The 21,560-nt window shown below is 72.0% G+C and carries 22 protein-coding genes and 1 pseudogene; 8 read left to right on the forward strand and 15 right to left on the reverse strand.

Annotated elements, in window-relative coordinates; translation table 11 throughout:
* Window positions 1-12: 12 nt before the first annotated feature.
* Entirely contained in the window at window positions 13-762 is a 750-nt protein-coding gene (locus tag BLW17_RS06135) for an SDR family oxidoreductase (protein WP_036736872.1), read from the forward strand.
* Window positions 763-781: 19 nt separating this feature from the next.
* Here the strand turns inward: BLW17_RS06135 and BLW17_RS06140 are convergent, their stop codons facing one another.
* The 3 genes from BLW17_RS06140 to BLW17_RS06150 form a co-directional block, all read right to left on the reverse strand.
* Complete coding sequence (locus BLW17_RS06140; protein WP_074826214.1) at window positions 782-1,999, reverse strand: extracellular catalytic domain type 1 short-chain-length polyhydroxyalkanoate depolymerase; 1,218 nt, start codon at window positions 1,997-1,999, stop codon at window positions 782-784.
* A gap of 24 nt (window positions 2,000-2,023) precedes the next feature.
* Window positions 2,024-2,410, reverse strand: a complete 387-nt coding sequence (locus BLW17_RS06145; protein ID WP_036734754.1) for a CopG family transcriptional regulator — start codon at window positions 2,408-2,410, stop codon at window positions 2,024-2,026.
* Between the two features lie 120 nt (window positions 2,411-2,530).
* Complete coding sequence (locus BLW17_RS06150) at window positions 2,531-3,244, reverse strand: glutathione S-transferase C-terminal domain-containing protein (RefSeq protein WP_036734751.1); 714 nt, start codon at window positions 3,242-3,244, stop codon at window positions 2,531-2,533.
* Between the two features lie 103 nt (window positions 3,245-3,347).
* Here BLW17_RS06150 and mscL point away from each other — a divergent pair, with 103 nt between their 5' ends.
* Entirely contained in the window at window positions 3,348-3,824 is a 477-nt protein-coding gene (gene mscL, locus BLW17_RS06155) for a large conductance mechanosensitive channel protein MscL (protein ID WP_052176491.1), read from the forward strand.
* Window positions 3,825-3,887: 63 nt separating this feature from the next.
* On the opposite strand, the gene ald is transcribed toward mscL, so the two are convergent.
* A complete protein-coding gene (gene ald, locus BLW17_RS06160) occupies window positions 3,888-5,006 on the reverse strand; it encodes an alanine dehydrogenase (RefSeq protein WP_036734749.1) in 1,119 nt (372 codons plus the stop codon).
* Window positions 5,007-5,141: 135 nt separating this feature from the next.
* Between ald and BLW17_RS06165 the strand changes: the two genes are divergently transcribed.
* From BLW17_RS06165 to BLW17_RS06175, 3 genes and pseudogenes are all read left to right on the forward strand, one after another.
* A complete protein-coding gene (locus BLW17_RS06165; RefSeq protein WP_036703609.1) occupies window positions 5,142-5,606 on the forward strand; it encodes an Lrp/AsnC family transcriptional regulator in 465 nt (154 codons plus the stop codon).
* Between the two features lie 126 nt (window positions 5,607-5,732).
* Window positions 5,733-6,032, forward strand: a complete 300-nt coding sequence (gene relB, locus BLW17_RS06170) for a type II toxin-antitoxin system RelB family antitoxin (RefSeq protein ID WP_036734747.1) — start codon at window positions 5,733-5,735, stop codon at window positions 6,030-6,032.
* Window positions 6,033-6,069: 37 nt separating this feature from the next.
* Window positions 6,070-6,294: pseudogene (locus tag BLW17_RS06175) on the forward strand (type II toxin-antitoxin system RelE/ParE family toxin).
* A 49-nt stretch (window positions 6,295-6,343) separates the two neighbouring features.
* Here BLW17_RS06175 and pncB read toward each other — a convergent pair.
* Together pncB and pncA are read right to left on the reverse strand one after the other, a co-directional pair.
* Window positions 6,344-7,666 (reverse strand): nicotinate phosphoribosyltransferase, encoded by a 1,323-nt coding sequence (gene pncB, locus BLW17_RS06180; protein WP_081962786.1) that lies wholly within the window; start codon window positions 7,664-7,666, stop codon window positions 6,344-6,346.
* Window positions 7,663-8,259 carry a bifunctional nicotinamidase/pyrazinamidase gene (gene pncA, locus BLW17_RS06185; protein ID WP_036734761.1) on the reverse strand — a complete coding sequence of 199 codons (597 nt, stop codon included), beginning with the start codon at window positions 8,257-8,259 and terminating at the stop codon, window positions 7,663-7,665. The genes pncB and pncA overlap by 4 nt, the downstream gene beginning before the upstream one ends.
* A 188-nt stretch (window positions 8,260-8,447) precedes the next feature.
* On the opposite strand from pncA, the gene BLW17_RS18775 reads away from it, so the two are divergent.
* Genes BLW17_RS18775 through trhO form a run of 3 tightly spaced genes read left to right on the forward strand, consistent with a single transcriptional unit; the run spans window position 8,448 to window position 11,060 of the window.
* Window positions 8,448-8,807 carry an anion permease gene (locus BLW17_RS18775; RefSeq protein WP_074826217.1) on the forward strand — a complete coding sequence of 120 codons (360 nt, stop codon included), beginning with the start codon at window positions 8,448-8,450 and terminating at the stop codon, window positions 8,805-8,807.
* Window positions 8,780-10,117 (forward strand): SLC13 family permease, encoded by a 1,338-nt coding sequence (locus BLW17_RS06195; protein WP_197055293.1) that lies wholly within the window; start codon window positions 8,780-8,782, stop codon window positions 10,115-10,117. The genes BLW17_RS18775 and BLW17_RS06195 overlap by 28 nt, the downstream gene beginning before the upstream one ends.
* 40 nt (window positions 10,118-10,157) lie before the next feature.
* Window positions 10,158-11,060 (forward strand): oxygen-dependent tRNA uridine(34) hydroxylase TrhO, encoded by a 903-nt coding sequence (trhO, locus tag BLW17_RS06200; protein WP_036734746.1) that lies wholly within the window; start codon window positions 10,158-10,160, stop codon window positions 11,058-11,060.
* On the opposite strand, the gene BLW17_RS06205 is transcribed toward trhO, so the two are convergent.
* The 9 genes from BLW17_RS06205 to BLW17_RS06245 all read right to left on the reverse strand — a co-directional run bounded on the left by BLW17_RS06205 (window position 11,042) and on the right by BLW17_RS06245 (window position 21,313).
* Window positions 11,042-11,305, reverse strand: coding sequence for a cytochrome C oxidase subunit IV family protein (locus BLW17_RS06205; RefSeq protein ID WP_052176490.1), 264 nt, complete (start codon window positions 11,303-11,305; stop codon window positions 11,042-11,044). The two genes, trhO and BLW17_RS06205, sit on opposite strands and share 19 nt — an antisense overlap.
* On the reverse strand, window positions 11,302-11,862 hold the full coding sequence (locus BLW17_RS06210) for a cytochrome c oxidase subunit 3 (RefSeq protein ID WP_036734745.1): 561 nt from the start codon (window positions 11,860-11,862) through the stop codon (window positions 11,302-11,304). Before BLW17_RS06210 ends, BLW17_RS06205 begins: the two co-directional genes overlap by 4 nt.
* Window positions 11,859-13,811, reverse strand: coding sequence for a nitric oxide reductase activation protein NorD (locus tag BLW17_RS06215; RefSeq protein ID WP_036734744.1), 1,953 nt, complete (start codon window positions 13,809-13,811; stop codon window positions 11,859-11,861). The genes BLW17_RS06210 and BLW17_RS06215 overlap by 4 nt, the downstream gene beginning before the upstream one ends.
* A 112-nt stretch (window positions 13,812-13,923) precedes the next feature.
* Window positions 13,924-14,742 (reverse strand): CbbQ/NirQ/NorQ/GpvN family protein, encoded by an 819-nt coding sequence (locus BLW17_RS06220; RefSeq protein WP_036703632.1) that lies wholly within the window; start codon window positions 14,740-14,742, stop codon window positions 13,924-13,926.
* 5 nt (window positions 14,743-14,747) lie between these two features.
* Window positions 14,748-16,142 (reverse strand): cbb3-type cytochrome c oxidase subunit I, encoded by a 1,395-nt coding sequence (locus BLW17_RS06225; protein WP_036703620.1) that lies wholly within the window; start codon window positions 16,140-16,142, stop codon window positions 14,748-14,750.
* A 13-nt stretch (window positions 16,143-16,155) separates the two neighbouring features.
* Window positions 16,156-16,608 carry a c-type cytochrome gene (locus tag BLW17_RS06230; RefSeq protein ID WP_036734732.1) on the reverse strand — a complete coding sequence of 151 codons (453 nt, stop codon included), beginning with the start codon at window positions 16,606-16,608 and terminating at the stop codon, window positions 16,156-16,158.
* A gap of 219 nt (window positions 16,609-16,827) precedes the next feature.
* On the reverse strand, window positions 16,828-17,721 hold the full coding sequence (locus BLW17_RS06235; RefSeq protein ID WP_036734730.1) for an FAD:protein FMN transferase: 894 nt from the start codon (window positions 17,719-17,721) through the stop codon (window positions 16,828-16,830).
* Complete coding sequence (locus BLW17_RS06240; RefSeq protein WP_074826224.1) at window positions 17,718-18,917, reverse strand: NnrS family protein; 1,200 nt, start codon at window positions 18,915-18,917, stop codon at window positions 17,718-17,720. The genes BLW17_RS06235 and BLW17_RS06240 overlap by 4 nt, the downstream gene beginning before the upstream one ends.
* Window positions 18,914-21,313, reverse strand: coding sequence for a NosR/NirI family protein (locus BLW17_RS06245; protein WP_231572839.1), 2,400 nt, complete (start codon window positions 21,311-21,313; stop codon window positions 18,914-18,916). Before BLW17_RS06245 ends, BLW17_RS06240 begins: the two co-directional genes overlap by 4 nt.
* Between the last annotated feature and the right edge of the window lie 247 nt (window positions 21,314-21,560).

A 21,560-nucleotide genomic window follows, 5' to 3' on the forward strand; every position in this document is an offset into this window, starting at 1 on the left:
AGGGGAGACGCCATGAGACTGCAGGGCAAGACGGCGCTGGTGACCGGCGCGGCATCCGGCTTCGGCCGTGGCATCGCCGAGACCTTCGCGCGCGAGGGCGCCCGCGTCGCCATCGTGGACCTGAACGCCGAGGGCGCGCGCGAGGTCGCGGCCGCCATCGGCGGCGCCGCCATCGCGCTGACCTGCGACGTCTCGAAGGCCGAGGACGTGAACCGCGCGGTCGAGGACACCCGCGCGGCCTTCGGCGGGCTCGACATCGTGGTGAACAACGCCGGCTGGACCAACCCCAACCGCCCGCTGATGGAGACGGACGAGGCCACCTTCCGCAAGATCTACGACATCAACGTGCTGTCGATCTTCCACATGGTGAAGGCGATGGTGCCGCACTGGCGGGCCGAGGGTGGGGGCGTGATGATCAACATCGGCTCGACCGCCGGCATCCGGCCGCGGCCGGGGCTGACGTGGTACAACTCGTCGAAGGGCGCGGTGAACCTGATGAGCCGCAGCCTCGCGGCCGAGCTTGCGCCCGACAACATCCGGGTCAACTGCATCGCCCCGGTGATGGGGGCGACGGCGCTGCTCGAACAGTTCATGGGGGTGCCGGACACGCCCGAGAACCGGGCGAAGTTCGTGGCCACGATCCCGCTGGGGCGGATGTCCACGCCCCGCGACATCGCCAACGCGGCCCTCTATCTCGCGTCCGACGAGGCGGATTTCATCACCGGCGTCGTGCTCGAGGTGGACGGCGGGCGGACCATCTGAGGGCCGCCCCGCGCAGGCGTCACGACAGGAAGAACCGCACCATCTCGGCGCTGGCGTCCGGCCCCCTGGGGTCGGCATAGCTGCCGCGCGGATCGCCGCCCGACCAGGCGTGGCCGAGTCCATCGACGACCCAGTGCTCGGCCATCACCCGGTCTTCGGCATCGCCGAGCCGCGTGACCCGCCAGGGCCGCCCGGTCAGCCCGTGCGCGGCGGTCTCGGTCGCGCCGCGCAGCCCGGCGCGGGCGGCGGAGAGCACCGCCTCGCCGTTCGCCGGCGCCACGGTCGCGTCGGCGCTGCCGTGAAAGGCGATGGTCCGCGCCCGGATCGGCCGGGCCGCGCCGCGCGCCCCCTTCATCGCGGCAAAGGCCCCGGCCATGTCCTGCGCCGCGCCCGCGGGCAGGCCCGAGTGGACGCCGACCGCCGCAAAGACCTCGGGATGCGCCGCCCCCAGGATCGCCGCCATCGCGCCCCCGGCCGAGAGCCCCGCGGCGAACACCCGCCCCTCGGGCACGCCATGCTCACGCGCCACGCGGGACGCCAGCGCCGCGAGCAGCGCGGCCTCGCCCCCCTGCTGGTCGCCGGGGCGGAACCAGTTCCAGCAGAGCTGCGGGTTGTCGCCGCGCCCCTGCTCGGGGACGAGAAGGATCAGCCCGGCGCGCTCGGCCTCGGCGATCATCCGGGTGCCGGTGACGAAATCCTCGGGGTTCTGGGTGCAGCCGTGCAGCAGCAGGACCAGCCCGGAAGGCGGGGCGGGGTTCGCCGGCAGGTACAGCCGATAATCCCGCGCCCCCTCGGCCGAGGCCCAGTGTAGCCGCTGCCAGCGCCCGCCCTCGGGGTGCTCGGGATCGGCGGCAGCGCCCCCGGGCAGCCCGCCCGGCAGCGGCAGCCGCCCCACCCCCTCGCGCAGCCGCGCCACCACGTCGCCCAACCGCCCGCGCAGCCCGAACGGCCGCGGCCCGCCGGGTGCCGCGCCCCCCTCGGGCTGGACGGAAATATCCCCGCCGGAGGCATCCGGCGCCGCCACCCGCGCGCCCCGGTCGGCCTTGGGCGCCGCCCCGGGCGAGACCCGGCGCGCCGTCCCCTCGATCACCGCGCCCCCCGGCGTGGGCGCCGCGTCGCCGCCGGGCGCCGGGGTCAGGCCCAGCACGCCCTGGATGGTCCGGGTCGCTCCGGCCGGATCGCCCTTGCGGGTCTGTTCCAGCGCGCGGCGCATGGCATCGGCAAAACTCTGGTCCATGAAAGCGGTCCTTTCGGGAAAATCTCAGCGGGTGCGGTCGCGCAGCGCGGCCTTGACGGCGGCGGGGGCCTGCAACGCCCCCAGCACGGTGATCGAGCCGATCGCCGCCCGCGCCAGCTCGGGCGACACGTCGGCCGCGATGCGGGCAAGACCCACGACGCGGATATGCAGCGGCCCCGAGGCCTCGGCGGCCTCGAGCTCGGCGCGGGTGATCTCGCGCAGCCCCAGGTCGAGGCTGTGGCGCGCGATGGACCGCGCCACGGCGTCGTCCTGCGCGGTCAGCTGGTTGCGGATCGCGGTGCGGATGAAGTCGCTGCGGTTGGCATAGAACCCCTCCTGCACCAGCAGGTCGATGCGGCCCAGATCGACGTGGCCGAGGTTCAGCGTGATCTTCTCGTTGTCCCGTTCCATGCCGATTCCATCCAAGCACCATCCGTATGGATGGAACATGGATGCTGCGCTGCAGCATGACAAGGGCCGCGGCCGCGGCTCAACAAAGATCAGCCGATGCGGGGCACGCGACGGTGCGCCTCACGCCGCCGGCGCGGCGCCCACCAGCATCCCGCGCTGCACCGCCGGGCGGGCAAGGAACCGCTCGACCCACGCGCCCACACGGGCGAACTCGTCCAGCCGCAGCAGCTCGCCCGCCTTGTAGCCCGTTGCGAGGGTGTTCACCCACGGCGCGATGGCGATGTCGGCGATGGAGTATTCGCCGGTGATCCACTCCCGCCCGTCGAGCTGCCGGTCGAGCACGCCCAGCAGCCGCCGGCTTTCGGCCACGTAGCGGTCGCGCGGGCGCTTGTCCTCGATCTCGCGGCCCTTGTAGGCGTGGAAGAACCCGAGCTGCCCGAACATCGGCCCGACGCCGCCCATCTGGAACATCAGCCATTGCAGCGTCTGATAGCGCGCCGCCCCCGCCGCGGGCAGGAAGCGCCCGGTCTTGTCGGCCAGCCAGATCAGGATGGCGCCCGACTCCCACAGCCCCATCGGGGCGCCGTCCGGCCCGTCCGGGTCGATCATCGCCGGGATCTTGTTGTTGGGGTTCAGCGACAGGAACTCGGGCGTCATCTGGTCGGCGGCCTCGCCGATGTCGATCCGGTGCGCGTCATAGTCGAGCCCGCATTCCTCGAGCATGATCGACGCCTTGACGCCGTTCGGGGTGTTCAGCGTGTAAAGCTGGATCACGCCCGCGCGCTTCGGCGGCCAGCGCCGTGTGACGGGAAATCCCCCGAGGTCGTCAAACATCAGTCAATCCTCTTGCCTTAATTGCCGCTGAGGGCTGTTTGTGCTAGCGGCGGGGCCATGCGCTGGCGGCGAGCCGGCATCCAGCATCAAGGGATGGCCCCCCATGCTTAAAGAGTTTCGCGACTTCATCGCCAAAGGCAATGTCATGGACATGGCCGTCGGCATCATCATCGGCGCGGCCTTCACCGCCATCGTGACCTCGCTCGTCGGCGACATCATCAACCCGCTGCTCAGCATCATCACCGGCAACACCGACTTCTCGGCCAACTACATCGTGCTGCGCGGCACCGCCCCCGAGGGCGCCTCGCTCGAGGCCGCGAAAGAGGTCGGGGCGACGGTCTGGGCCTATGGCTCGTTCATCACCGCGGTCATCAACTTCCTGATCATCGCCTTCGTCGTGTTCCTGCTCGTCAAGGGCGTGAACAAGATCAAGGAAACCGCGATGCGCAAGGAAGAGGCGCAGGCGTCCGCCGCCGGCCCCTCGCAAGAGGCGCTGCTGGCCGAGATCCGCGACCTGCTGGCCGCCCAGCGCGGCGGGGTGGCGGTCGATCCGACGCTCGGCGCACCGCGCCAGTACTGAGCGCATTTCGCCTGACCTGACCCGACACGGCCCCCGCTCGGGGGCCGTTTTCGTTGCGGGGCTTCAGAGGCCCAGCAGCGCCTCTGGCGTCACCGCCTCGAGCCCGAGCGCCTCGCCCACCGGCGGCGAGGCGAGCCGCCCCTCGTGGGTTGCCAGCCCCGCCCGCAGATGCGCGTCGTCCGTGGCCGCCTGCCGCCAGCCCTTGTCGGCCAGCGCCACGACGAACGGCAGCGTGGCATTGCCCAGCGCCTGCGTCGCGGTGCGCGCCACCGCGCCGGGCATATTGGCCACGCAGTAGTGCATGACACCGTCGACCTCGTAGATCGGGTCCTGGTGGGTGGTCGGGCGCGAGGTCTCGAAGCAGCCGCCCTGGTCGATCGCCACGTCCACCAGCGCCGCACCGGGCAGCATGGTGGCCAACTGCTCGCGCCGCACCAGCTTGGGCGCCGCGGCCCCCGGGATCAGCACCGCGCCGATCACCATGTCGGCGGTGGTCAGCAGGCCGGCGATGGCGGCCTCGCTGGAATACTGGGTCGTCAGCTTGCCCATGAAGATGTCGTCGAGATAGCTGAGCCGCGGCACCGAGCGGTCGAGGACGGTGACGTTCGCCCCCATCCCCACCGCCACCCGCGCCGCCGCGGTGCCCACCACGCCGCCGCCGATGATGACCACGCGCGCCGGCCGCACGCCGGGCACCCCGCCCAGCAGCACGCCGCGCCCGCCGTTGGCCTTTTGCAGCGTCCAGGCGCCGACCTGCGGGGCAAGCCGCCCGGCGACCTCGGACATCGGCGCCAGCAGCGGCAGCCCGCCGTGGCGGTCGGTCACCGTCTCATAGGCGATCGCGGTCACGCCCGAGCCGAGCAGGTCGCGGGTCTGGTCGGGGTCCGGCGCGAGGTGAAGATAGGTGAAGAGCACCTGCCCCGCGCGCAGCATCGCCCGCTCGGCGGCCTGCGGTTCCTTGACCTTCACGATCATGTCGGCGTCCGCGAACACCGCCGCGGCGTCGGGGGCGATTTTGGCACCGGCGGCGCGATAGGCCTCGTCGGTGAAGCCCGCGCCGGTGCCCGCGCCCTCCTGCACCAGCACGGCGTGACCGTGCGCGACCAGCTCGCGCGCGGCGTCGGGGGTCAGGCCGACGCGGTATTCCTGCGGCTTGACCTCGGTGGGGCATCCGATCTTCATCGCGTCCTCCGTGCGAGTCGTGTGGAGGCAATGCTGACACCCTTCCCGCGCAAGATACCGTCTTTTCTGCGGCCCGCGAAGGGGGTAGCGTGATGCAATCTTGCGTGGATCGCTTTCTACAGGAAGGTTTCTTTCATGGCCGAGGCTCTCGACGCAACCGATCGGCGCATCCTTGCGGTGCTGCAAAAGGAAGGCCGGATCTCCAACGCCGACCTCGCGCAGCGGGTGAACCTCTCGGCCAGCGCCTGCCACCGGCGCGTCCAGCGGCTCGAGGAAAGCGGCTTCATTGCCGGCTACGTGGCCCTGCTGGACCCCCGCAGCCTCGGCCGCACCACCACGGTCTTCGTCGAGATTACCCTGTCCGGTCAGGGGGATGCGACGCTCGAGGCGTTCGAGCGCGCGGTCCGCACCATCCCCGACGTGCTCGAGTGCCACCTGATGGCGGGCTCGGCGGACTACCTGCTCAAGGTGCTGGCCGAGGACACCGACGACTTCGCCCGCATCCACCGCCAGCACCTCGCCCGCCTGCCGGGGGTGGCGCAGATGCAGTCGTCCTTCGCGCTGCGGATCGTCCAGCAGACCACGGCGCTGCCGTTGTGAAATCCGTGCAGCGTTCGTCTGATGTTCGTGCGATGTTCATGCACAGTTCATGCGAACGCCTTGACTAACAGCGGGGTCCGACCCAACGTATCTCAAACGAGATACATGCGTGCGAAAGGTGCCGCGATGCCCCGTCAGTCGACCATGCTGCACGTTCGCGTCGACGAGCGGCTCAAGGCCGAGGCCAGCGCGACGCTTGCGGCGGTCGGGCTGAGTGTCTCGGATGCCGTACGGATCATGCTGACCCGCGTGGTCAGCGAGGGCGGGCTGCCCGCGGGGCTGGCCACCGATCCGGCCGCCTATGACGCCTGGTTCCGCACCAAGGTGCAGGAGGCGCTGGACGATCCGCGACCCGCGCTGCCCCACGATGGGGTGATGGCCGAGACCGACGACCTCATCGCACGCAAGCGTCGTGCCGCCGGTTGAGTGGTCGCTGGCCGCCCGGGCTGACCTGATCGGGATCGTGGATTACGTCTCGGACCACAGCCTGCCGGCGGCCGAGGCCCTGCGCGATGCGCTGCGCGCCAAGATCGACCGCCTGCCCGAGCGGCCCCGGGCCTAGCGCAAGGGTTGCGTGGCAGGCACCCGCGAGATGGTGGTGGGCCGTCACTATGTCGTCGTCTACCGCGAGACGCCGCAGGCGATCCGCATCCTGCGCGTGCTGCACACCTCACGGCGATGGCCGTAAGTGCCCACCCCGCCCCTACTTCCCTGCCCAGATATCCCGGCCCGGCGGGTCAGACCCGGACCGCCTGCGCCTCTTGTGCGCCGACGCCGAAGACGCGCTTGTAGTGCTCGATGAGCTCCGCCGGGCCGGTCGCCTTGGCGGGGTTGTCCGACAGCTTCACGGTCGGCTCGCCGTTCGCGGACACCGCCTTGCAGACGAGGCTGAAGGGCGCCAGCCCGTCGCCGGGGACCAGCCCGCGGAAGTCGTTGGTGAGCAGCGTGCCCCAGCCGAAGCTGACCTTCACCCGGCCGCGGAAGCGTTCGTAGAGCGAGGTGATCTCGGGCACGTCGAGCCCGTCGGAAAAGATCACCAGCTTCTGCGAGGGATCCTCGCCGCGCTGGCGCCACCACTCGATGGCGTATTCCGCCGTCGCCACCGGGTCGCCGGAATCGACCCTGAGCCCGGTCCAGCCGGCCAGCCAGTCCGGCGCGTGGTCCAGGAAGCCGCGGGTGCCGTAGGTGTCGGGCAGCATGATCCGCAGGTTACCGTCATGCTCTTCGTGCCAGTCGGCCAGCACCTTGTAGGGCGCCTGCCGCAGCTCTGCGTCGGTCTCGGCCAGCGCGGCATAGACCATCGGCAGCTCGTGGGCGTTGGTGCCGATGGCCTCGATGTCGCGGCGCATGGCGATCAGGCAGTTCGAGGTGCCGGTGAAGGCGCCGCCCTGGTCGGCGATGCCCAGACCCTCGATCATCGCCTGCACGCACCAGTCCTGCCACAGGAAGCTGTGCCGCCGCCGCGTGCCGAAATCGGCGATCCGCAGTCCGGGGCCGAGCGTGCGCAGCGCCTCGATCTTTTCCCACAGCCGGGCCATGGCGCGGGCGTAGAGCACCTGAAGCTCGAACCGGCCCATGTCCTTGAGGACCGCGCGCGAGCGCAGCTCCATGATGATCGCCAGCGCCGGGATCTCCCACAGCATGACCTCGGGCCAGCGGCCGTGGAAGGTCAGCTCGTACTGGCCGTCGCGGCGGGTCAGCTCGTACTCGGGCAGCTGCAGGGCCTCGAGGAACTCCATGAAGTCGGGGCGGAACATCTGCCGCTTGCCGTAGAAGGTGTTGCCGCGCATCCAGGTGGATTCGCCGCGGGTCAGCCGCAGGCTGCGCACGTGGTCGAGCTGTTCGCGCAGCTCGCCCTCGTCGATCAGGTCGGCGAGGCGGATGGACCTGGTGCGGTTGATCAGGCTGAACTCGACGTCCACGTCGGGGCGGTTGCGGAACACCGACTGGCACATCAGGAGCTTGTAGAAGTCGGTGTCGATCAGCGACCGGACGATGGGGTCGATCTTCCACTTGTGGTTATAGACGCGGGTGGCGATGTCGACGGTCGGGATCATCATGCGAGGGTCACCCCCGCGTCGCGCATCGCCGCCTGCGCCGCGGCGCGCGAGCCGTCGAGGTCGATGGCGCGGGTCGCGGCCTCGATCACCGTCGCCGCGAACCCGAGCCGCGCGGCGTCCATCGCCGACCACGCCACGCAGAAGTCATGGGCGAGGCCGACGAAGGTCAGCGCGTCGATCCCCCGGTCGCGCAGGTAGCCGGCGAGCCCCGTGGGGGTCGCGTGGTCGTTCTCGAAGAACGCCGAGTAGCTGTCGATGCCGGGGCGGAAGCCCTTGCGGATCACCAGGTCGGCCACGTCGGTCGCCAGCCCCGGGTGGAACCCGGCGCCGGGCGTGCCCATCACGCAATGCGCGGGCCACAGCACCTGCGGGCCATAGGGCATCTGCACCTGCGAGAACGGCGCCGCGCCCGGGTGGTTGGCGGCGAAGCTGGTGTGGTCGTGCGGGTGCCAGTCCTGGGTCAGCACCACGGCGTCGAAATCGGGCATCAGGTCGTTGATCGGGCCGACGATCTCGTCCCCCCCCGCGACCGCCAGCGCCCCGCCGGGGCAGAAGTCGAGCTGCATATCCACGACGATCAGGGCGTTGGCCATCGGCGCCTCGCGTTCACGGTCCTGCGACCAGCAGATACGGAGCGCGGCGGGCGAGGTCAACGCGACCCCCTGTCCGTCGCCGCCCGCCACGCCAAGCGGGACGCCCGCGGGGCCGCGGAACGCAGGGCGGCGTGACCTCGGGGCGCATCCGCGCTGAGCCTGTCCCATTCATCCACGGAGGAGATTTCATGCAGCCACCGCAGGAGCAGCCGCCCCGAGAGATGCCGCGTCATCAGGGCCAGTATCACGAATCCGGCCAGGTGCCGACCAATCCGGGCCTCGTCTGGGGCTTTCGCGCCGCCGGCCTGATCGCCGCGGCGCTGGTCTATGTCCTGCTCGGCGGGTCCGAGGGCCTGACCCCCGACGCCCGCTGGGTCGCCTCCATCGGGACGCTGATGGCGGTCTGGTGGATGACCGAGGCGATCCCGCTGTCGGCCACCGCGTTGCTGCCCATCGTGCTGATCCCCATCGCCACCGACCGCACCATGGGCAGGCGGCGGCGCCCTATGCCAGCTCGATCGTGTTCCTGTTCCTCGGTGGCTTCCTGATCGCCATCGCGATGGAGAAATGGAACCTGCACCGGCGCATCGCGCTGGCGACGCTGGCGCGCGTGGGCGTGCAGCCGCGGCGCATCGTGCTGGGGCTGATGCTGGCCACCGGCTTCCTGTCGATGTGGGTGTCGAACACCGCCACCACGCTGATGATGCTGCCCATCGGCCTGTCGGTCCTCACGCTGGTGGTTGAGCGCAGCTCGCGCCGTCAGGGCGTCGCCGACATCGAGGAGGCGCTGGCCGGCGGCGCGACCATCGCCGAGGCGGTGAAGAACCCCGACATCCGCGCCTTCGGCGTCTGCCTTGTCCTTGCCATCGCGTGGTCGGCCAGCATGGGCGGGCTCGGCACGCTGCTGGGCAGCCCGCCCAACGCCATCGTGGCGGGCTATGCGCGCGACGAGCTGGGGATCGAGATCGGGTTTTTGCAGTGGATGATGATCGGCCTGCCGCTGGCGCTGACCTTCATCCTGATCGGCTGGGTGCTCATGACGCGGGTGCTCTATCCCTTCAACCTCGCCGAGATCCCGGGCGGGCGGCAGATGATCGACGAGCAGATCGCCGGCCTCGGGCCGGTCGGCCAGGGCGAGCGGATGGTGATGATCGTGTTCGGGTCGGCCGCGTTCCTGTGGGTGGTGCCGGGGCTGTTGAAGAGCCTCGTGGGGCTGGACCTCGGGCCGCTCGGGTCGCTCGACGACACCGCCATCGCCATTGCCGCGGGGATCGCGCTGTTCCTGCTGCCCGGCGAGGGTCGCGGGCGCATGGTGCTTGAGTGGAAGGACGCCGAGGATGGGCTGCCGTGGGGCGTGCTGCTGCTGTTCGGGGGCGGGCTGTCGCTCGCCTCGGCGGTGGCGGCCTCGGGGCTCGACCAGTGGTTCGGGGCGCAGGTCTCGGGACTCGGGACGCTGCCGGTGCTGCTGCTGATCGCGGCGGTGGTGACGCTGATCCTGTTCCTGACCGAGGTCACGTCGAACACCGCGACGGCCGCGACCTTCATCCCGGTGCTCGGGGGTGTGGCGATGGGGATCGGGGCGGACCCGATGTCGCTCTTGATCCCGGCGGCGTTCGCCGCGACCTGCGCCTTCATGCTGCCGGTGGGGACGCCGCCGAACGCCATCGTGTTCGGGACGGGCTATGTCACCATCGGGCAGATGGCGCGGGGCGGGTTCGTGCTGAACCTGCTGGGCATCGCGCTGATCACCGGGTTCATCTACCTGCTCGGCGGGCTGGCGCTGGGGATCACCTTCGGCCCCGAGGCGGTGCCGGCGGTGCCGGTGACGGCGCCCGTGACTGCCCCCGTCTCGGGCTGAGGGGCTTGACGCCAGCGGGCGCGGCGGCGAGGGGAGCGGGATGCTCACCGTCGCCGCGCTCTATCACTTCGCCCCCCTGCCCGACCCCGCCGCACTGCGGGCGCCGCTGCTGGCGCTGTGCGAGGCCGAGGGGGTGCGGGGCACCATCATCCTGGCCCCCGAGGGGGTGAACGGGACCATCGCCGGTCCCCGCGCGGGGGTGGACGCGGTGCTCGCGCATCTGCGCGGCTGGCCGGGCTGCGCGGGGCTGGCGTGGAAGGAAAGCGCCGCCGCGGCGATGCCCTTCGGGCGGATGAAGGTGCGGGTCAAGCGCGAGATCGTCACCATGGGCGAGCCGCAGGTGGACCCCACCGCCCATGTCGGCCGCCATGTCCCGCCCGCCGAGTGGAACGCGCTGATCGCCGACCCCGAGGTGGTCGTGATCGACACCCGCAACGCCTATGAAATCGCCATCGGCAGCTTCCGCGGCGCCATCGATCCCGGCACCCGCTCGTTCCGTGAGTTTCCCGCCTGGTGGCGCGCCAACGCCGACCGCTTCGCGGGCAAGCGCGTGGCGATGTTCTGCACCGGCGGCATCCGCTGCGAGAAATCCACCAGCTTCCTGATCGGCGAGGGCGTCCCCGAGGTCTTTCACCTGCAGGGCGGGGTGCTGAAATACCTCGAAGAGGTGGCCGAGGGCGACAGCCTCTGGGACGGCGCCTGCTTCGTCTTCGACCAGCGGGTCAGCCTGACGCATGGCCTCGCGCCCGGCGGGCATATCCTCTGCCACGCCTGCCGCCGACCGCTCGACCCCGCCGACCGCGACCGGCCGGAGTATGAGGAGGGGGTCTGCTGCCACCTCTGCGCCGGCGAATACAACGACGCCGACCGCGCCCGCTTCCGCGAGCGGCAGCGACAGGTGGCGCGGGGCGAGCTTTTCGCGGATCAGCCGGCGGCGAGGTAAAGCCCCAGCGCCGCCACCCCCCAGGCGACCAGGATGCCGGTGAACACCCGCCGCGCGTCCGGGTAGTCGTCGAGGTCGAGGTAGCGCCCGAGGATCACCCGCGCCTTCACCAGCGCGAGGATCAGGATCGCCACCCCGAGCCCGAGCCGCGGCGACGGCGCGGGCGCCAGCGCCACCGCGGTGGACAGCGCCGTCAGCGCGATCAGCGCCACCCAGGCGCGGGCGAGGGGTCCGAACCGCGTCATCTGAGCAGGTAGATCACGGGAAACAGCAGCACCCAGACGAGGTCGACCATGTGCCAGAACTGCGCCCCGGCCTCGACCGCCTCGGCGCCGGCGCGGATCGCCACCAGCCCGAGGATCACCATCCCCGCGACCACGTGGGCGGCGTGAAACAGGGTGAGCAGCCAGTAAAAGGTGAAGAAGACATGGGTCTCGAGCCCGAGCCCCTGCCGGGCGGCGTCGGCGTACTCGACGCCCTTCAAGAGCAGGAACACCGCGCCGAGCAGCGCCGCCCCGCCCAGCCAGCGCCGCACCGCCGCCCGGTCGCCGCGCCGCGCCGCCCCCACCGCGCAGGCGGCGCCGTAGCCCGAGGTGACCAGCACCACCGTGTTCAGCCCCGCCGAGAGGCGGTGGAGCTGCCCCTGCGCGGCGGCGAAGCCCTCGAGGTCGCCCAGCCGCAGCACGAGGAAGATCAGCAGCGCCGCCCCGAACACCGCAAGTTCGCTGGCGATCAGCACCCACATCACCAGCTCGCCCGGCAGCCGCGCGCGGGCGGCGTCGCTGGCGGCCGCGTCCGTCATGCCCCGACCAGCTGACGGTAGATCTGCGGCAGCGCCTCGGGCAGGCGGTCGGGATGCGGGACGAGCGCGTGGCCCCCTTGCCCGAAGATGCGCGGGAACCACGACTTGCCGTCGCGGTCCACGGTGATGCCGAAGACCGCGTGCCCGGCGCGCCGGGCCTCGCGCACGGCCATGGCGCTGTCCTCGATCCCGTGCCGGCCCTCGTAGTGGTCGAGGTCGTTGGGCTTGCCGTCGGTGATGACGAGGAGCAGCCGTCGCCGCCGCCCCTGCGCCGCAAGCCCGGCCGAGGCGTGGCGGATGCCGGCGCCGAGGCGGGTGTAGAAGCGCGGGGTCAGCGCGGCGATGCGGGCCTCGACCGCCGCGCTCATCGGCTCGTCGAAGCGCTTGGCGGTGGTCACGTAGACCCGGTCGCGCTTGAGCGAGCAGAACGCCTGCACCGCGACCTGATCGCCGCAGGCGTCGAGCCCCCAGGCGAGCGCGGCCAGCGCCTCGCGCTCGATGTCGATCACCGCGCGGCCCGTCACCGCGCTTTCGGTCGAGCGCGAGATGTCGAGCAGGATCGACACCGCAAGGTCGCGGTTCACCGGCCGCGACTGCCGCCAGATCCGGTCCGAGCCCTCGCCCGAGACGGCGATGCCGACGCGGCTTCGCACCGTGGCGTCAAGGTCCACCTCGTCCCCGTCGCGGTGGCCGGTGGTGACGACGCGACCCGGGCGCATCGCCTCGAACTGGCGGCGCACGGCGCGGATGCGGCGGCTGGCGGCCTCGTCGAATGGCGCGGCGCCGGGGGCGGGGTCGGGCTCGCTGTCCAGCACGCGGGCGTGGGCGGGCAGATAGCGGCCCGACCGCGCGTCCCATTCGGGATAGGTGAAGACGCCCGACAGCGCCTCGCGGTCCACGTCCTCGGGGGCGAGGTCGAGATGCAGTTTCAGCCGCGTGGCCGGGGCCTTGCTGATCTGGCCGAGCCCCAGCTCGTCCTGATCGTCCAGCGCCTTGCGGGCGCTGTCGTCGTCGTCATCCTCGACCCGGCGGTTGAGGTTCAGGAACTCGGCCCAGCTCAGGATCGCCTCGAACTTGTGCAGGATCAGGCTGTCCTTGCGCTCGGCGGCGTCGGCCTGACGGCGGCGGGCGCGGACGGTCTTGTCGGCCGCCTCGCCGGGGTCTTCGGCCGCGCCGTCCGCCTCGCGGGTCTCGACCCGGTCCGACGCCGAGGCGGCGCCCGCCTCGACCGTGACCCAGAGGGGCACGGGGCGCATGGGCTGGTAGCCGCGGGGGGCGGTCAGGTCTGCGGGGTCGCCCGCGTCGAGCGCGGCCATCAGCGCGGCCGCGCGGGGGGGAAGCGGCGCGGGGTCGCCGAGGAGGCGGCGAATCACCGCCTCGACGGCGGCCTCGTCCGGGGGCAGCGCGGTCTGCGGGCGGGCGGCGCGGATCAGCGCGCGCAGCTCGTCATAGAGCGGCATCAGCCCCGGCGCGGCCTCGGCCACCCGCGCCACCGTGGCCCGCGCGGCCGCGAGCGCGGCGAGGTCGCGGCGCAGCGGGTCGTCGTGGGTCGCGGGCGCCCCCGCATGGGCCGCGAACGCCGCCATCCAGAGGTAGAGCGCCCCGTTCGCCTCGGCCGTCGGCAGCACCGCGAGGCTCGACGGCAGGCGCAGGATGCCGGCCGCAAGGCTCGCCTGCGGCAGCGCCTCGGCCTCGGTCCCCAGCCGCCGCCGCCAGCTCAGCCGGTGGCGGCTGACCCGGTCGGCGCTGGGGCGGAACTCGACCGAGTGATCCCCGCCGAGGCCCCGGAACAGCACCGCGAGGCGGCCCGCGACGTCGGTCAGGGCGACCCGCGCCGCCTCGTGCGCGGGCACCGCGTCAAAGCCCGAGGCCCAGCCGTGCCACAGCTTGCCGACGGTCTCCTCCGGCTCCCACGGCTCGATCTCGCGCCAGTTCAGGGGTGCAGTCATTGTGTCCTGCCCAAATATCCCGGGCTTCTGAACGCCCGGAAAACAGTCCGGTGGACTGTTTTCAGTGAAGAAGGCCGCGGCAGCGGCCGGGGCAGAGCCCCGGTCCGGCGGTTCAGCCGAACACCGCGACGACCAGATCGGCCAGCCCGCGTTTCACGTCGGCGTCGTCGGTCAGCGGCTCGATCATCGCCGCCGACACGGCGCGGTTGAGGTCCATGCCGCCGGCGATCAGCGTCGCGGCATAGACGACGAGGCGGGTCGAGACCCCCTCTTCCAGGTCCTGCCCCTTGAGCGCCCTGAGCTTGCCCGCCAGCCGCACCAGCCCGGCCGCGCGGCGCGCATCGAGCCCGCTTTCCGCGACCACGATCTCGGTTTCGAGCGCGGGGGCGGGAAAGTCGAACTCCATCGCCACGAAGCGCTGCCGCGTCGAGGGTTTCAGCGTCTTGAGGATGTTCTGGTAACCGGGGTTGTAGGACGCGACGAGCATGAAGCCGGGGGCGGCCTCAAGCTCTTCGCCGGTGCGGTCGATGGGCAGGATGCGGCGGTCGTCGGTCAGCGGGTGCAGGACAACGGTCACGTCCTTGCGGGCCTCGACCACCTCGTCGAGGTAGCAGATCGCGCCCTCGCGCACGGCGCGGGTCAGCGGGCCGTCGACCCACACCGTCTCGCCGCCTTTCAGCAGGTAGCGCCCGATCAGGTCGGCCGCCGACAGGTCGTCATGGCAGGCGACGGTATAGAGCGGGCGGCCCAGCCGGGCGGCCATGTGCGACACGAAGCGGGTCTTGCCGCAGCCGGTCGGGCCCTTGAGCAGCACCGGCAGGTCGTGGGCGGCGGCGGCCTCGAACACGGCCACCTCGTCCTTCTGGGGCAGGTAGAAGGGGGCTTGCGCCCCCTCCGTCGTGCGGTGGTCCAGCGGGGTGTGGGCGTTCATCTCGGTCACTCCGCGGGGGTCCGGTGGGCGATCTCGTCACGCTGCCGCTGCACCGGGCCGGGGGTCACCACCTCGCGGCGCACGGCGAGCACCGACCAGATGAACAGCAGCGCCCCGACCACGACCGCCAGACCCGAGCCGAAGCGCATCCAGTAGAACAGCGCCAGCTGGTCCTGCACGTCCATGTAGAACTCTCCGTTCACGCGCTGCAGGTGGGTCTGCAACGTGCCGGCGAAGGTCAGGGTGAAGGTCATGAACAGCATCCCCCCCGACATCAGCCAGAACGACGCCATGTTCAGCACCTGGTTGTAGGGGTCGCGGTTGCGCATGATCGGCATGGCGTAGGTCACGATCGCCAGCACCAGGCAGACATAGGCCCCGTAGAAGGCGAGGTGCCCGTGAGCCGCGGTGATCTGGGTGCCGTGGGTGTAGTAGTTCACCCCGTGCAGCGTGTGCAGGAAGCCCCAGACGCCCGCCCCGAAGAACGCCAGCACCGAGCAGCCGAGCGACCACAGGAGCGCCGCCTTGTTCGGGTGATCGCGGCGGCCCTTCCAGACCATCACGAAGGCAAAGCTCATCATGGCGAAGAACGGCACGATCTCGAAGCTCGAGAAGATCGACCCGACCCACTGCCAGTAGGCCGGCAGCCCGATCCAGTAGTAGTGGTGCCCGGTCCCGAGGATGCCCGAGAAGAGCGCGGTGGCGACGATGACGTAGAGCCACTTCTCCACCACCTCGCGGTCGACGCCGGTCAGCTTGAGCATCAGGAAGGCGAGGATCGAGGCCATGATCAGCTCCCACACGCCCTCGACCCACAGGTGGATCACGTACCACCAGTACTGCTTGTCCAGCACCAGGTTCGAGGGGTTGTAGAAGGCGAACAGGAACAGCAGCGCCAACCCCCAGAGGCCCAGCAGCAGCACGTTCGAGATGGCGGTCTTGCGGCCCTTCAGCACCGTCATGGTGACGTTGTAGAGGAAGATCAGCGCGGCCACGACGATGCCCGCCTTGACCCACTTGGGCTGCTCGAGGAACTCGCGCCCCTCCTTGCCCAGCAGCCAGTTGCCGTGGAAGAGGTCGAAGACATAGGTCACGACCACGCCGGCGGTCCCGAGCACGAGGATCGCCAGTTGCAGCCAGGCGAGCGTGGGCGAGTGGATGTCGCGCTCGGCCTCTTCGGGGATCAGGTAGTAGGCCGAGCCGAAGAACCCGAGCAGCAGCCAGACGATCAGGCTGTTCGAGTGCAGCATCCGCACGATGTTGAACGGCAGAAGCTCGGACAGGAAGTTCGGGTTGACGTAGATGTAGCCCATGAGAAGGCCCATCGACACCTGAACCGCGAACAGCGCCATGGCGACCACGAAGTAGCCGTAGGCGATGCGTTGGGTGTGGTATTTCATCGCTTTGTCCCCCTCAGCCGGCGTCGTTCGGCGGCCAGTTCTGGGTGTTGATCCTGCCGGTCCACAGCAGGAAGTCGCTCAGCTCGCGGAACTCGGCGTCGGTGAGCGGGAAGTTCGGCATCTGCCGGCGCCCCTCGATGCCGGTGGGCATCGCCTGCATCCAGGTCTTGAGCGCCTCGGCGGCGGCGACGGGGTCGTCCGCGACGCCCCAGCGCTTCATCACGTTGCCCAGTTCGGGGGCGAAATAGGCCCCCTCGCCCAGCAGCGTGTGGCAGTTGATGCAGGCGTTCTTTTCCCAGATGTGCTTGCCGGCAGCCACGCTTTCGGTCAGCCCCGCCTTGTCCGTCGAAACATTGACGGCATAGAGATGGCTGTGCACCGACATGGCGCCGAAGATCGCGATGAAGAACAGTGACCCGCCGTAAAAGACGTTCCGGGCCATGCTCTTGGTCATGACGTCGCTCATGGCGGCGGTCCCTTCGAGCGGTTTTCGATGAGTTCAGCGATAAACTCCGCGTGTGCGGCCACCTTGAGGAAAGTCAAAGGCTGAGCGTCGCGCTAGGTTTTTTGGCGGCCCGCCCCGTGCGCCCCCGGATGCCGTTGCGCACGGGTCACAGCGCGGCCTGCGCGGCGGGGGCGGTGCGGCGGCATTGCGCGGTCGGAGCGGCGTCCGGGGAGGCCGCCGCTAGAGCGCCAGCCGCGCCTCGATCCGGGCGCCGGGAAACGCCGCCAGCGCGCGCGCCTGCGCCTCCTCGTCCATCAGCACCGCGGCGGTCGAGAGCGCGTCGGCCAGCGCCGCGCGGTCGGCGCTGACCGAGACCAGCCGCCAGCGCACCGCGCGCCCGTCGGCGGCGAGGATATGCGCCCCGTCCCCCGCCGGCCCGATCCGCGTGCCGAAGGGCGCCGAGGTCGCCAGCGCCCGGTCCCGCAGCGCCAGCCGCCGCACCGGCGCGCCGTCAAGCTGCACCTCGGCCGGCCAGCCGGTCGGGCCGAGCGCGCGGGCCTCGCCGGTGTCGATCAGCACGTCGGTCAGCCCGTGGCGGGCGGCGACCTCGGCCAGCCGGTCGGCGGCGAATCCCTGCGCGAGGCCGTTCAGCGTCAGCGCCATGCCGGGGCGGGCAAGGCGGATCTCGTCCTCGGCCAGACGCACGTCGTCCCAGCCGGCGAGGGCTGCGGCGGGACCCTCGGGGGTGCCCAGCCGGCGGGCCTGCCAGAGCGGCTGCACCGTCGGGTCGAACGCCCCGCCGGTGGCGGCGTGGACCGCGCCCGCCAGCCGCAGCATCTCCACCAGATCGGCGCCGGGATGCGCCAGCCGCCCGAGCGCGTTCAGCCGCACGAGGTCCGAACCGCGATAGAGCGAGGCCCGCGCCTCGACAGCGCGCAGCGCGCGGGCGGCCTCGGCGAAGAAGGCGCGGGCGGCGGGCGCGGTCCCGCCGCGCACCATCAGCGCCACGTCGGCGCCGAGCGCCACCCCCTCCCACCGGTGCAGGGGCGCGGCGGCGGCGGGGAGGCCGAGCGCGGCCAGCCCGCAGGCTGCGGCAGCGAGGGCGAGGATGCGGCGGCGGGTGGGCCGGGTCATGCCGCGGCCTCACGCGCGGGGCGGGGGCGGGTAAAGACCGGCCACAGCGCAGCGAGATAGAGGGTGAAGGCCAGCATCCAGATCAGCCCGGCGCAGAGCGTCGCGTGCCACCAGAGCGCCGGCCACGTCGCCGCCGCCCAGCGCAGGGCTGCGGCCAGCGGCAGCAGCCCATAGCCCGCCGCCACCGCCGCGGGCGCTACCAGCGGCCGGCCGGAATGGCCGAGGCTCGCCCGGCTCATCACCGCCAGCGTCATGCCGCCCACCGCGCCGATGCCCAAAAGATGCAGCGCCCCGACCTCGGACCCGACCCCGAGCAGCGCCAGCCCCCAGGCCACCAGCCCCAGGGCCAGCAGCCCATAGCCCGCGTGCAGCGCCCAGACGATCGGATCGCCCAGCGTGGCGGCCGTCCGCCACCCCGCGAGCCGCGCCGCCGCCGCAAGCCCCGCGCCCAGCGCCACCGCGCCGGTCAGCCCCTCGGGCGCCCCGGCCAGTACCAGCACCGCCGTGGCGATGGCGAGCGCGATCCCCGCCACGTCCAGCGGCTTGCGCGACACCGGCACCACCGCCCCCGGATCGACCCTGAGCAGCGCGTTGCGGGTGAAGGACGGCGTGACCCGCCCGCCCAGCACCGCGATCATCGCGCAGATCGCGGCGAGCCCCCCGCGCAGCCCCTGCGCGGCCGTCCCGGCCAGCCCCAGCCACTCGAGATGCACCATCAGGTTCGCCACCCACACCAGCGTCAGCAGGACGAGGAACATCAGGTTCTGCGGCTTCGGGCGCTTGACGAGCTGGGTCAGCAGCTTCGCCGCCAGCACCGGCACGAAGCTGAGATCGACCGCCGCCACCAGCCCGGCCGGCAGCGCGCCCGAGAACCAGACCGCGACGCGCCCGGCGAGCCACAGCCCGGCGACCAGCGCCACGAACCGCTCGGGCGCGGCCTTGGCGCCGGTCCAGTTCGGCACCGCGGTCAGGAAGAACCCGCCCAGCGCCGCGGTGGCGTAGCCGAAGATCATCTCGTGCGCGTGCCAGGCGTTGGGCGGGGGCGCAAAGGGGGCCTCGGCCCAGCCGCCGAGCCAAGCGAGCCACAGCGCCATCGCGGCGACCCCGTAGAGCCCGGCGGCGAGGAAGAACACCCGCCAGCCGTCGCGGAAGATGATCGGGCCGCGGGACGGGCGCGGGGTGGCAGCATCGGTCATGGCGTGACCCTCTGGTTGCGGAAGGCGGGGGGCTGGGCGCCGCCCGCGGCGTGTTTCTGATCCGAATCCCCCTCGGCCCGGGCCACCGGGGCGGCGGCGCCGTCATGGGCGCCCGAGGGCACCTGCGTCGGCCGCACGGGTGGAGGCGCGGGCGGGATCGGCGGGGCCTTGAAGCCGCCGCCGCCGCCACCCTCGGGCGCCCCGCCGCGGCTGCGGCGCTTGAGGACCGGGCAGGTCGTCTCGTCGTTCATGATGACCTGGCAGCGCAGGCACAGCACGCATTCGTTGGCGTTGATCCGGCCCAAGGGGTCGATGGCGCCGACGGTGCATTTCGTCTCGCACAGCCGGCACTCGCGCCCGCATTGCGGCCGGCGCTTGAGCCAGTCGAAGACCTTGAGCTTGGCCGGCAGCGCCAGCCCGGCGCCAAGGGGGCAGACATAGCGGCAGTAGAAGCGCTCGATGAACAGCCCCGCGGTCAGCAGCGCCACGGCGTAAAGCACGAACGGCCACGCCCGCAGGAAACGCATCGAGATCGCCGTCTTGAACGGCTCGACCTCGGCCATGACCAGCGCCCGCTCCATCGAGTAGAAGGAGAGCGCGACGAGGGCCACGAACAGCGTGTACTTGATCACCCACAGCCGCTCGTGCAGCGCCTGCGGCACGGCGATCTGGCGGATGCCGATCCGCTGGGCGGCCTGGTTGAGCAGCTCCTGCAAGGCGCCGAAGGGGCACAGCCAGCCGCAGAACACCCCGCGGCCCCAGAAGAGCATCCCCAGCGCCACCGCGCCCCAGAGGACGAAGATCAAGGGCGCGATCAGGAAGTTCTCCCACCGGAAGCCCAAGAGCAGCGCGTGCAGGAAGGCGATCACCTGCACCACCGAGAGCTGCGCGCCGAGCCACCAGCCCAGCACCAAGAGGGTGAGCAGCAGGTAGCCGGTCCTGAGCCTGAGCCAGAGCCGGTGGCGGCGGACGATCCACTCCTGCGCGAAGAGGATCAGCCCGAGCACCCCGAGCATCGCGCCGACGACGGCGACCTGATGGCGCTTCTGCCACCAGAACTGCTGCCAGAGCGGCGGCTCGGGCGCGGGCGCGGCAAGGCGGAACGCGGCGGGCAGCGTGACCTCGGCGCTGACCGGCAGGGTCAGCGTCTCGCCGCCCACGCCCGCGCGGGGGGTCAGGACGGTGACGCGGAAGGGCTGGGTCACGTCGATCCCGCCCGCCGCCGGGTCGGCGTTGATGCGGAAGACGCTGCGCTCTTTCAACTCGGGCGCGCCGGCGATGGGCAGGCCGGCGAGCTGGGTATAGTCGGCGGCCGCCGGGGTCAGGCGCACGTCGCCCTGCGTGATCTCGATCCGGGCAAAGCGCCCCTCGCGTTGCCAGCCGGTGCCGCGGTGGGATTGCAGCCCCCGCGACAGCACGACGAGCAGCGCCTGCCCGGGGCCGAGCGCGCCCGCCGCCTCGGTCAGCGCCGCCTGCCCGATGAGGTTGCGCCCCACGGTGGGGGTGTCGGCGAGGCCGGTCCACATCTCGAACCACGGCGCGTCCGAGGGGGTGATCGGCGGCGCGGCGGTGGGCAGCGCGGCGGCGGCCTCGGCCATCGAGACGCGGACGTGGGCCAGCGCGCCCATCGCCTCGAGCGCGGGCCAGTCGGCGGGGGCGTAGGCCACCCGGTCGATGCCGCCCGCGCCCAAGCCCTGCGCGCCCGCGAGGATGCGGGCCGCGCGCAGGATGCCGTCGCGGATCACCCCGGTCGAGATCGTCGCGCGCGAGATCACCGGCGGCAGGCCCGCGCCGTCCGCGGCGGGGTGGGCGGTGTCGTAGCCCGCGAACCCGTCCACATAGGCGGCGATGTCGGCGTCCGAGATGCCGAGCGTCAGCACCGGCTCGGCGTGGCGCATGAGCCGGGCGCCGGCGACGCGGCCTTCGGGCGTCACCGCCACCAGCACGTCGAGCGGGCGGCTCGAGTAGCCGGTCGAGCCGACCAGCTCCCACGTCGAGCCGATGAGGCCGAGCACCGCCCCCTGCGCCTCGGCCCGCCAGCCGGGGACCGGCGCGTCGATGCGGGTGAGGGTGGGCAGGGTGCCCTGCGGCAGGCCGAACAGCGCGGCGGCAAGCGCCGGGTCGGGCACGGCGGGGGCGAGGTCGGGGTCGGCGGCCTCTCCGCCGCCGTGTGCCCCGGTGTGCGATCCGGCCTGCGCCGCCACCTGCGCCGCGCCCTGCGCCAGCGCCGGGGCGGCGGCGAGCGGGGCGGCGCCCAGCATGGCCAGGCCCAGCGCCCAGAGGGTCAGGACAAGGACGCCCAGCCCCGCCCGGACCCCGGCGCGGGGCCGGACGGCCCGCGGCGTCCGCGGGCTGAGGCGGCAGCGGCGGGCGGCAGGTCTGGGGATAGCGGGCATGATGTTCCAGCGAAGGCGGCAGGGCGGGCCGCGGGGACGGCAGGGCAGCGGTGGGACCGACCGGCAGAGCGGCGGGCGATCTGCAATCGACTATGTCGGCGGTCGATGGCAGGCTGGCCTTAACCGAAGTCAAAGACGCGACACACGGGATTGTTAACGTCCCGCAGCCTCACCAGCAAACACGGAGATTCTGATGAAGACCCCAGCGCATTCTGCCAGGACGTCGCTTCTGGCGTCTGCGGCATTG

Source organism: Paracoccus sanguinis (genome assembly GCF_900106665.1).
In the GTDB taxonomy this organism is placed as follows: Bacteria; Pseudomonadota; Alphaproteobacteria; order Rhodobacterales; family Rhodobacteraceae; genus Paracoccus; species Paracoccus panacisoli.

Coding starts and splice junctions, on each gene's coding strand:
- BLW17_RS06165 (WP_036703609.1), top strand. CDS start 5,142: ATGGCCGAGGCTCTCGACGCAACCGATCGGCGCATCCTTGCGGTGCTG.
- BLW17_RS06225 (WP_036703620.1), bottom strand. CDS start 16,142: ATGAAATACCACACCCAACGCATCGCCTACGGCTACTTCGTGGTCGCC.
- BLW17_RS18775 (WP_074826217.1), top strand. CDS start 8,448: ATGCAGCCACCGCAGGAGCAGCCGCCCCGAGAGATGCCGCGTCATCAG.
- mscL (WP_052176491.1), top strand. CDS start 3,348: ATGCTTAAAGAGTTTCGCGACTTCATCGCCAAAGGCAATGTCATGGAC.
- BLW17_RS06215 (WP_036734744.1), bottom strand. CDS start 13,811: ATGACTGCACCCCTGAACTGGCGCGAGATCGAGCCGTGGGAGCCGGAG.
- trhO (WP_036734746.1), top strand. CDS start 10,158: ATGCTCACCGTCGCCGCGCTCTATCACTTCGCCCCCCTGCCCGACCCC.
- BLW17_RS06150 (WP_036734751.1), bottom strand. CDS start 3,244: ATGTTTGACGACCTCGGGGGATTTCCCGTCACACGGCGCTGGCCGCCG.
- BLW17_RS06220 (WP_036703632.1), bottom strand. CDS start 14,742: ATGAACGCCCACACCCCGCTGGACCACCGCACGACGGAGGGGGCGCAA.
- BLW17_RS06210 (WP_036734745.1), bottom strand. CDS start 11,862: ATGACGGACGCGGCCGCCAGCGACGCCGCCCGCGCGCGGCTGCCGGGC.
- BLW17_RS06135 (WP_036736872.1), top strand. CDS start 13: ATGAGACTGCAGGGCAAGACGGCGCTGGTGACCGGCGCGGCATCCGGC.
- BLW17_RS06140 (WP_074826214.1), bottom strand. CDS start 1,999: ATGGACCAGAGTTTTGCCGATGCCATGCGCCGCGCGCTGGAACAGACC.
- BLW17_RS06230 (WP_036734732.1), bottom strand. CDS start 16,608: ATGAGCGACGTCATGACCAAGAGCATGGCCCGGAACGTCTTTTACGGC.
- BLW17_RS06240 (WP_074826224.1), bottom strand. CDS start 18,917: ATGACCGATGCTGCCACCCCGCGCCCGTCCCGCGGCCCGATCATCTTC.
- pncA (WP_036734761.1), bottom strand. CDS start 8,259: ATGGCCAACGCCCTGATCGTCGTGGATATGCAGCTCGACTTCTGCCCC.
- pncB (WP_081962786.1), bottom strand. CDS start 7,666: ATGATGATCCCGACCGTCGACATCGCCACCCGCGTCTATAACCACAAG.
- BLW17_RS06145 (WP_036734754.1), bottom strand. CDS start 2,410: ATGGAACGGGACAACGAGAAGATCACGCTGAACCTCGGCCACGTCGAT.
- BLW17_RS06235 (WP_036734730.1), bottom strand. CDS start 17,721: ATGACCCGGCCCACCCGCCGCCGCATCCTCGCCCTCGCTGCCGCAGCC.
- BLW17_RS06245 (WP_231572839.1), bottom strand. CDS start 21,313: ATGCCCGCTATCCCCAGACCTGCCGCCCGCCGCTGCCGCCTCAGCCCG.
- relB (WP_036734747.1), top strand. CDS start 5,733: ATGCCCCGTCAGTCGACCATGCTGCACGTTCGCGTCGACGAGCGGCTC.
- BLW17_RS06205 (WP_052176490.1), bottom strand. CDS start 11,305: ATGACGCGGTTCGGACCCCTCGCCCGCGCCTGGGTGGCGCTGATCGCG.
- ald (WP_036734749.1), bottom strand. CDS start 5,006: ATGAAGATCGGATGCCCCACCGAGGTCAAGCCGCAGGAATACCGCGTC.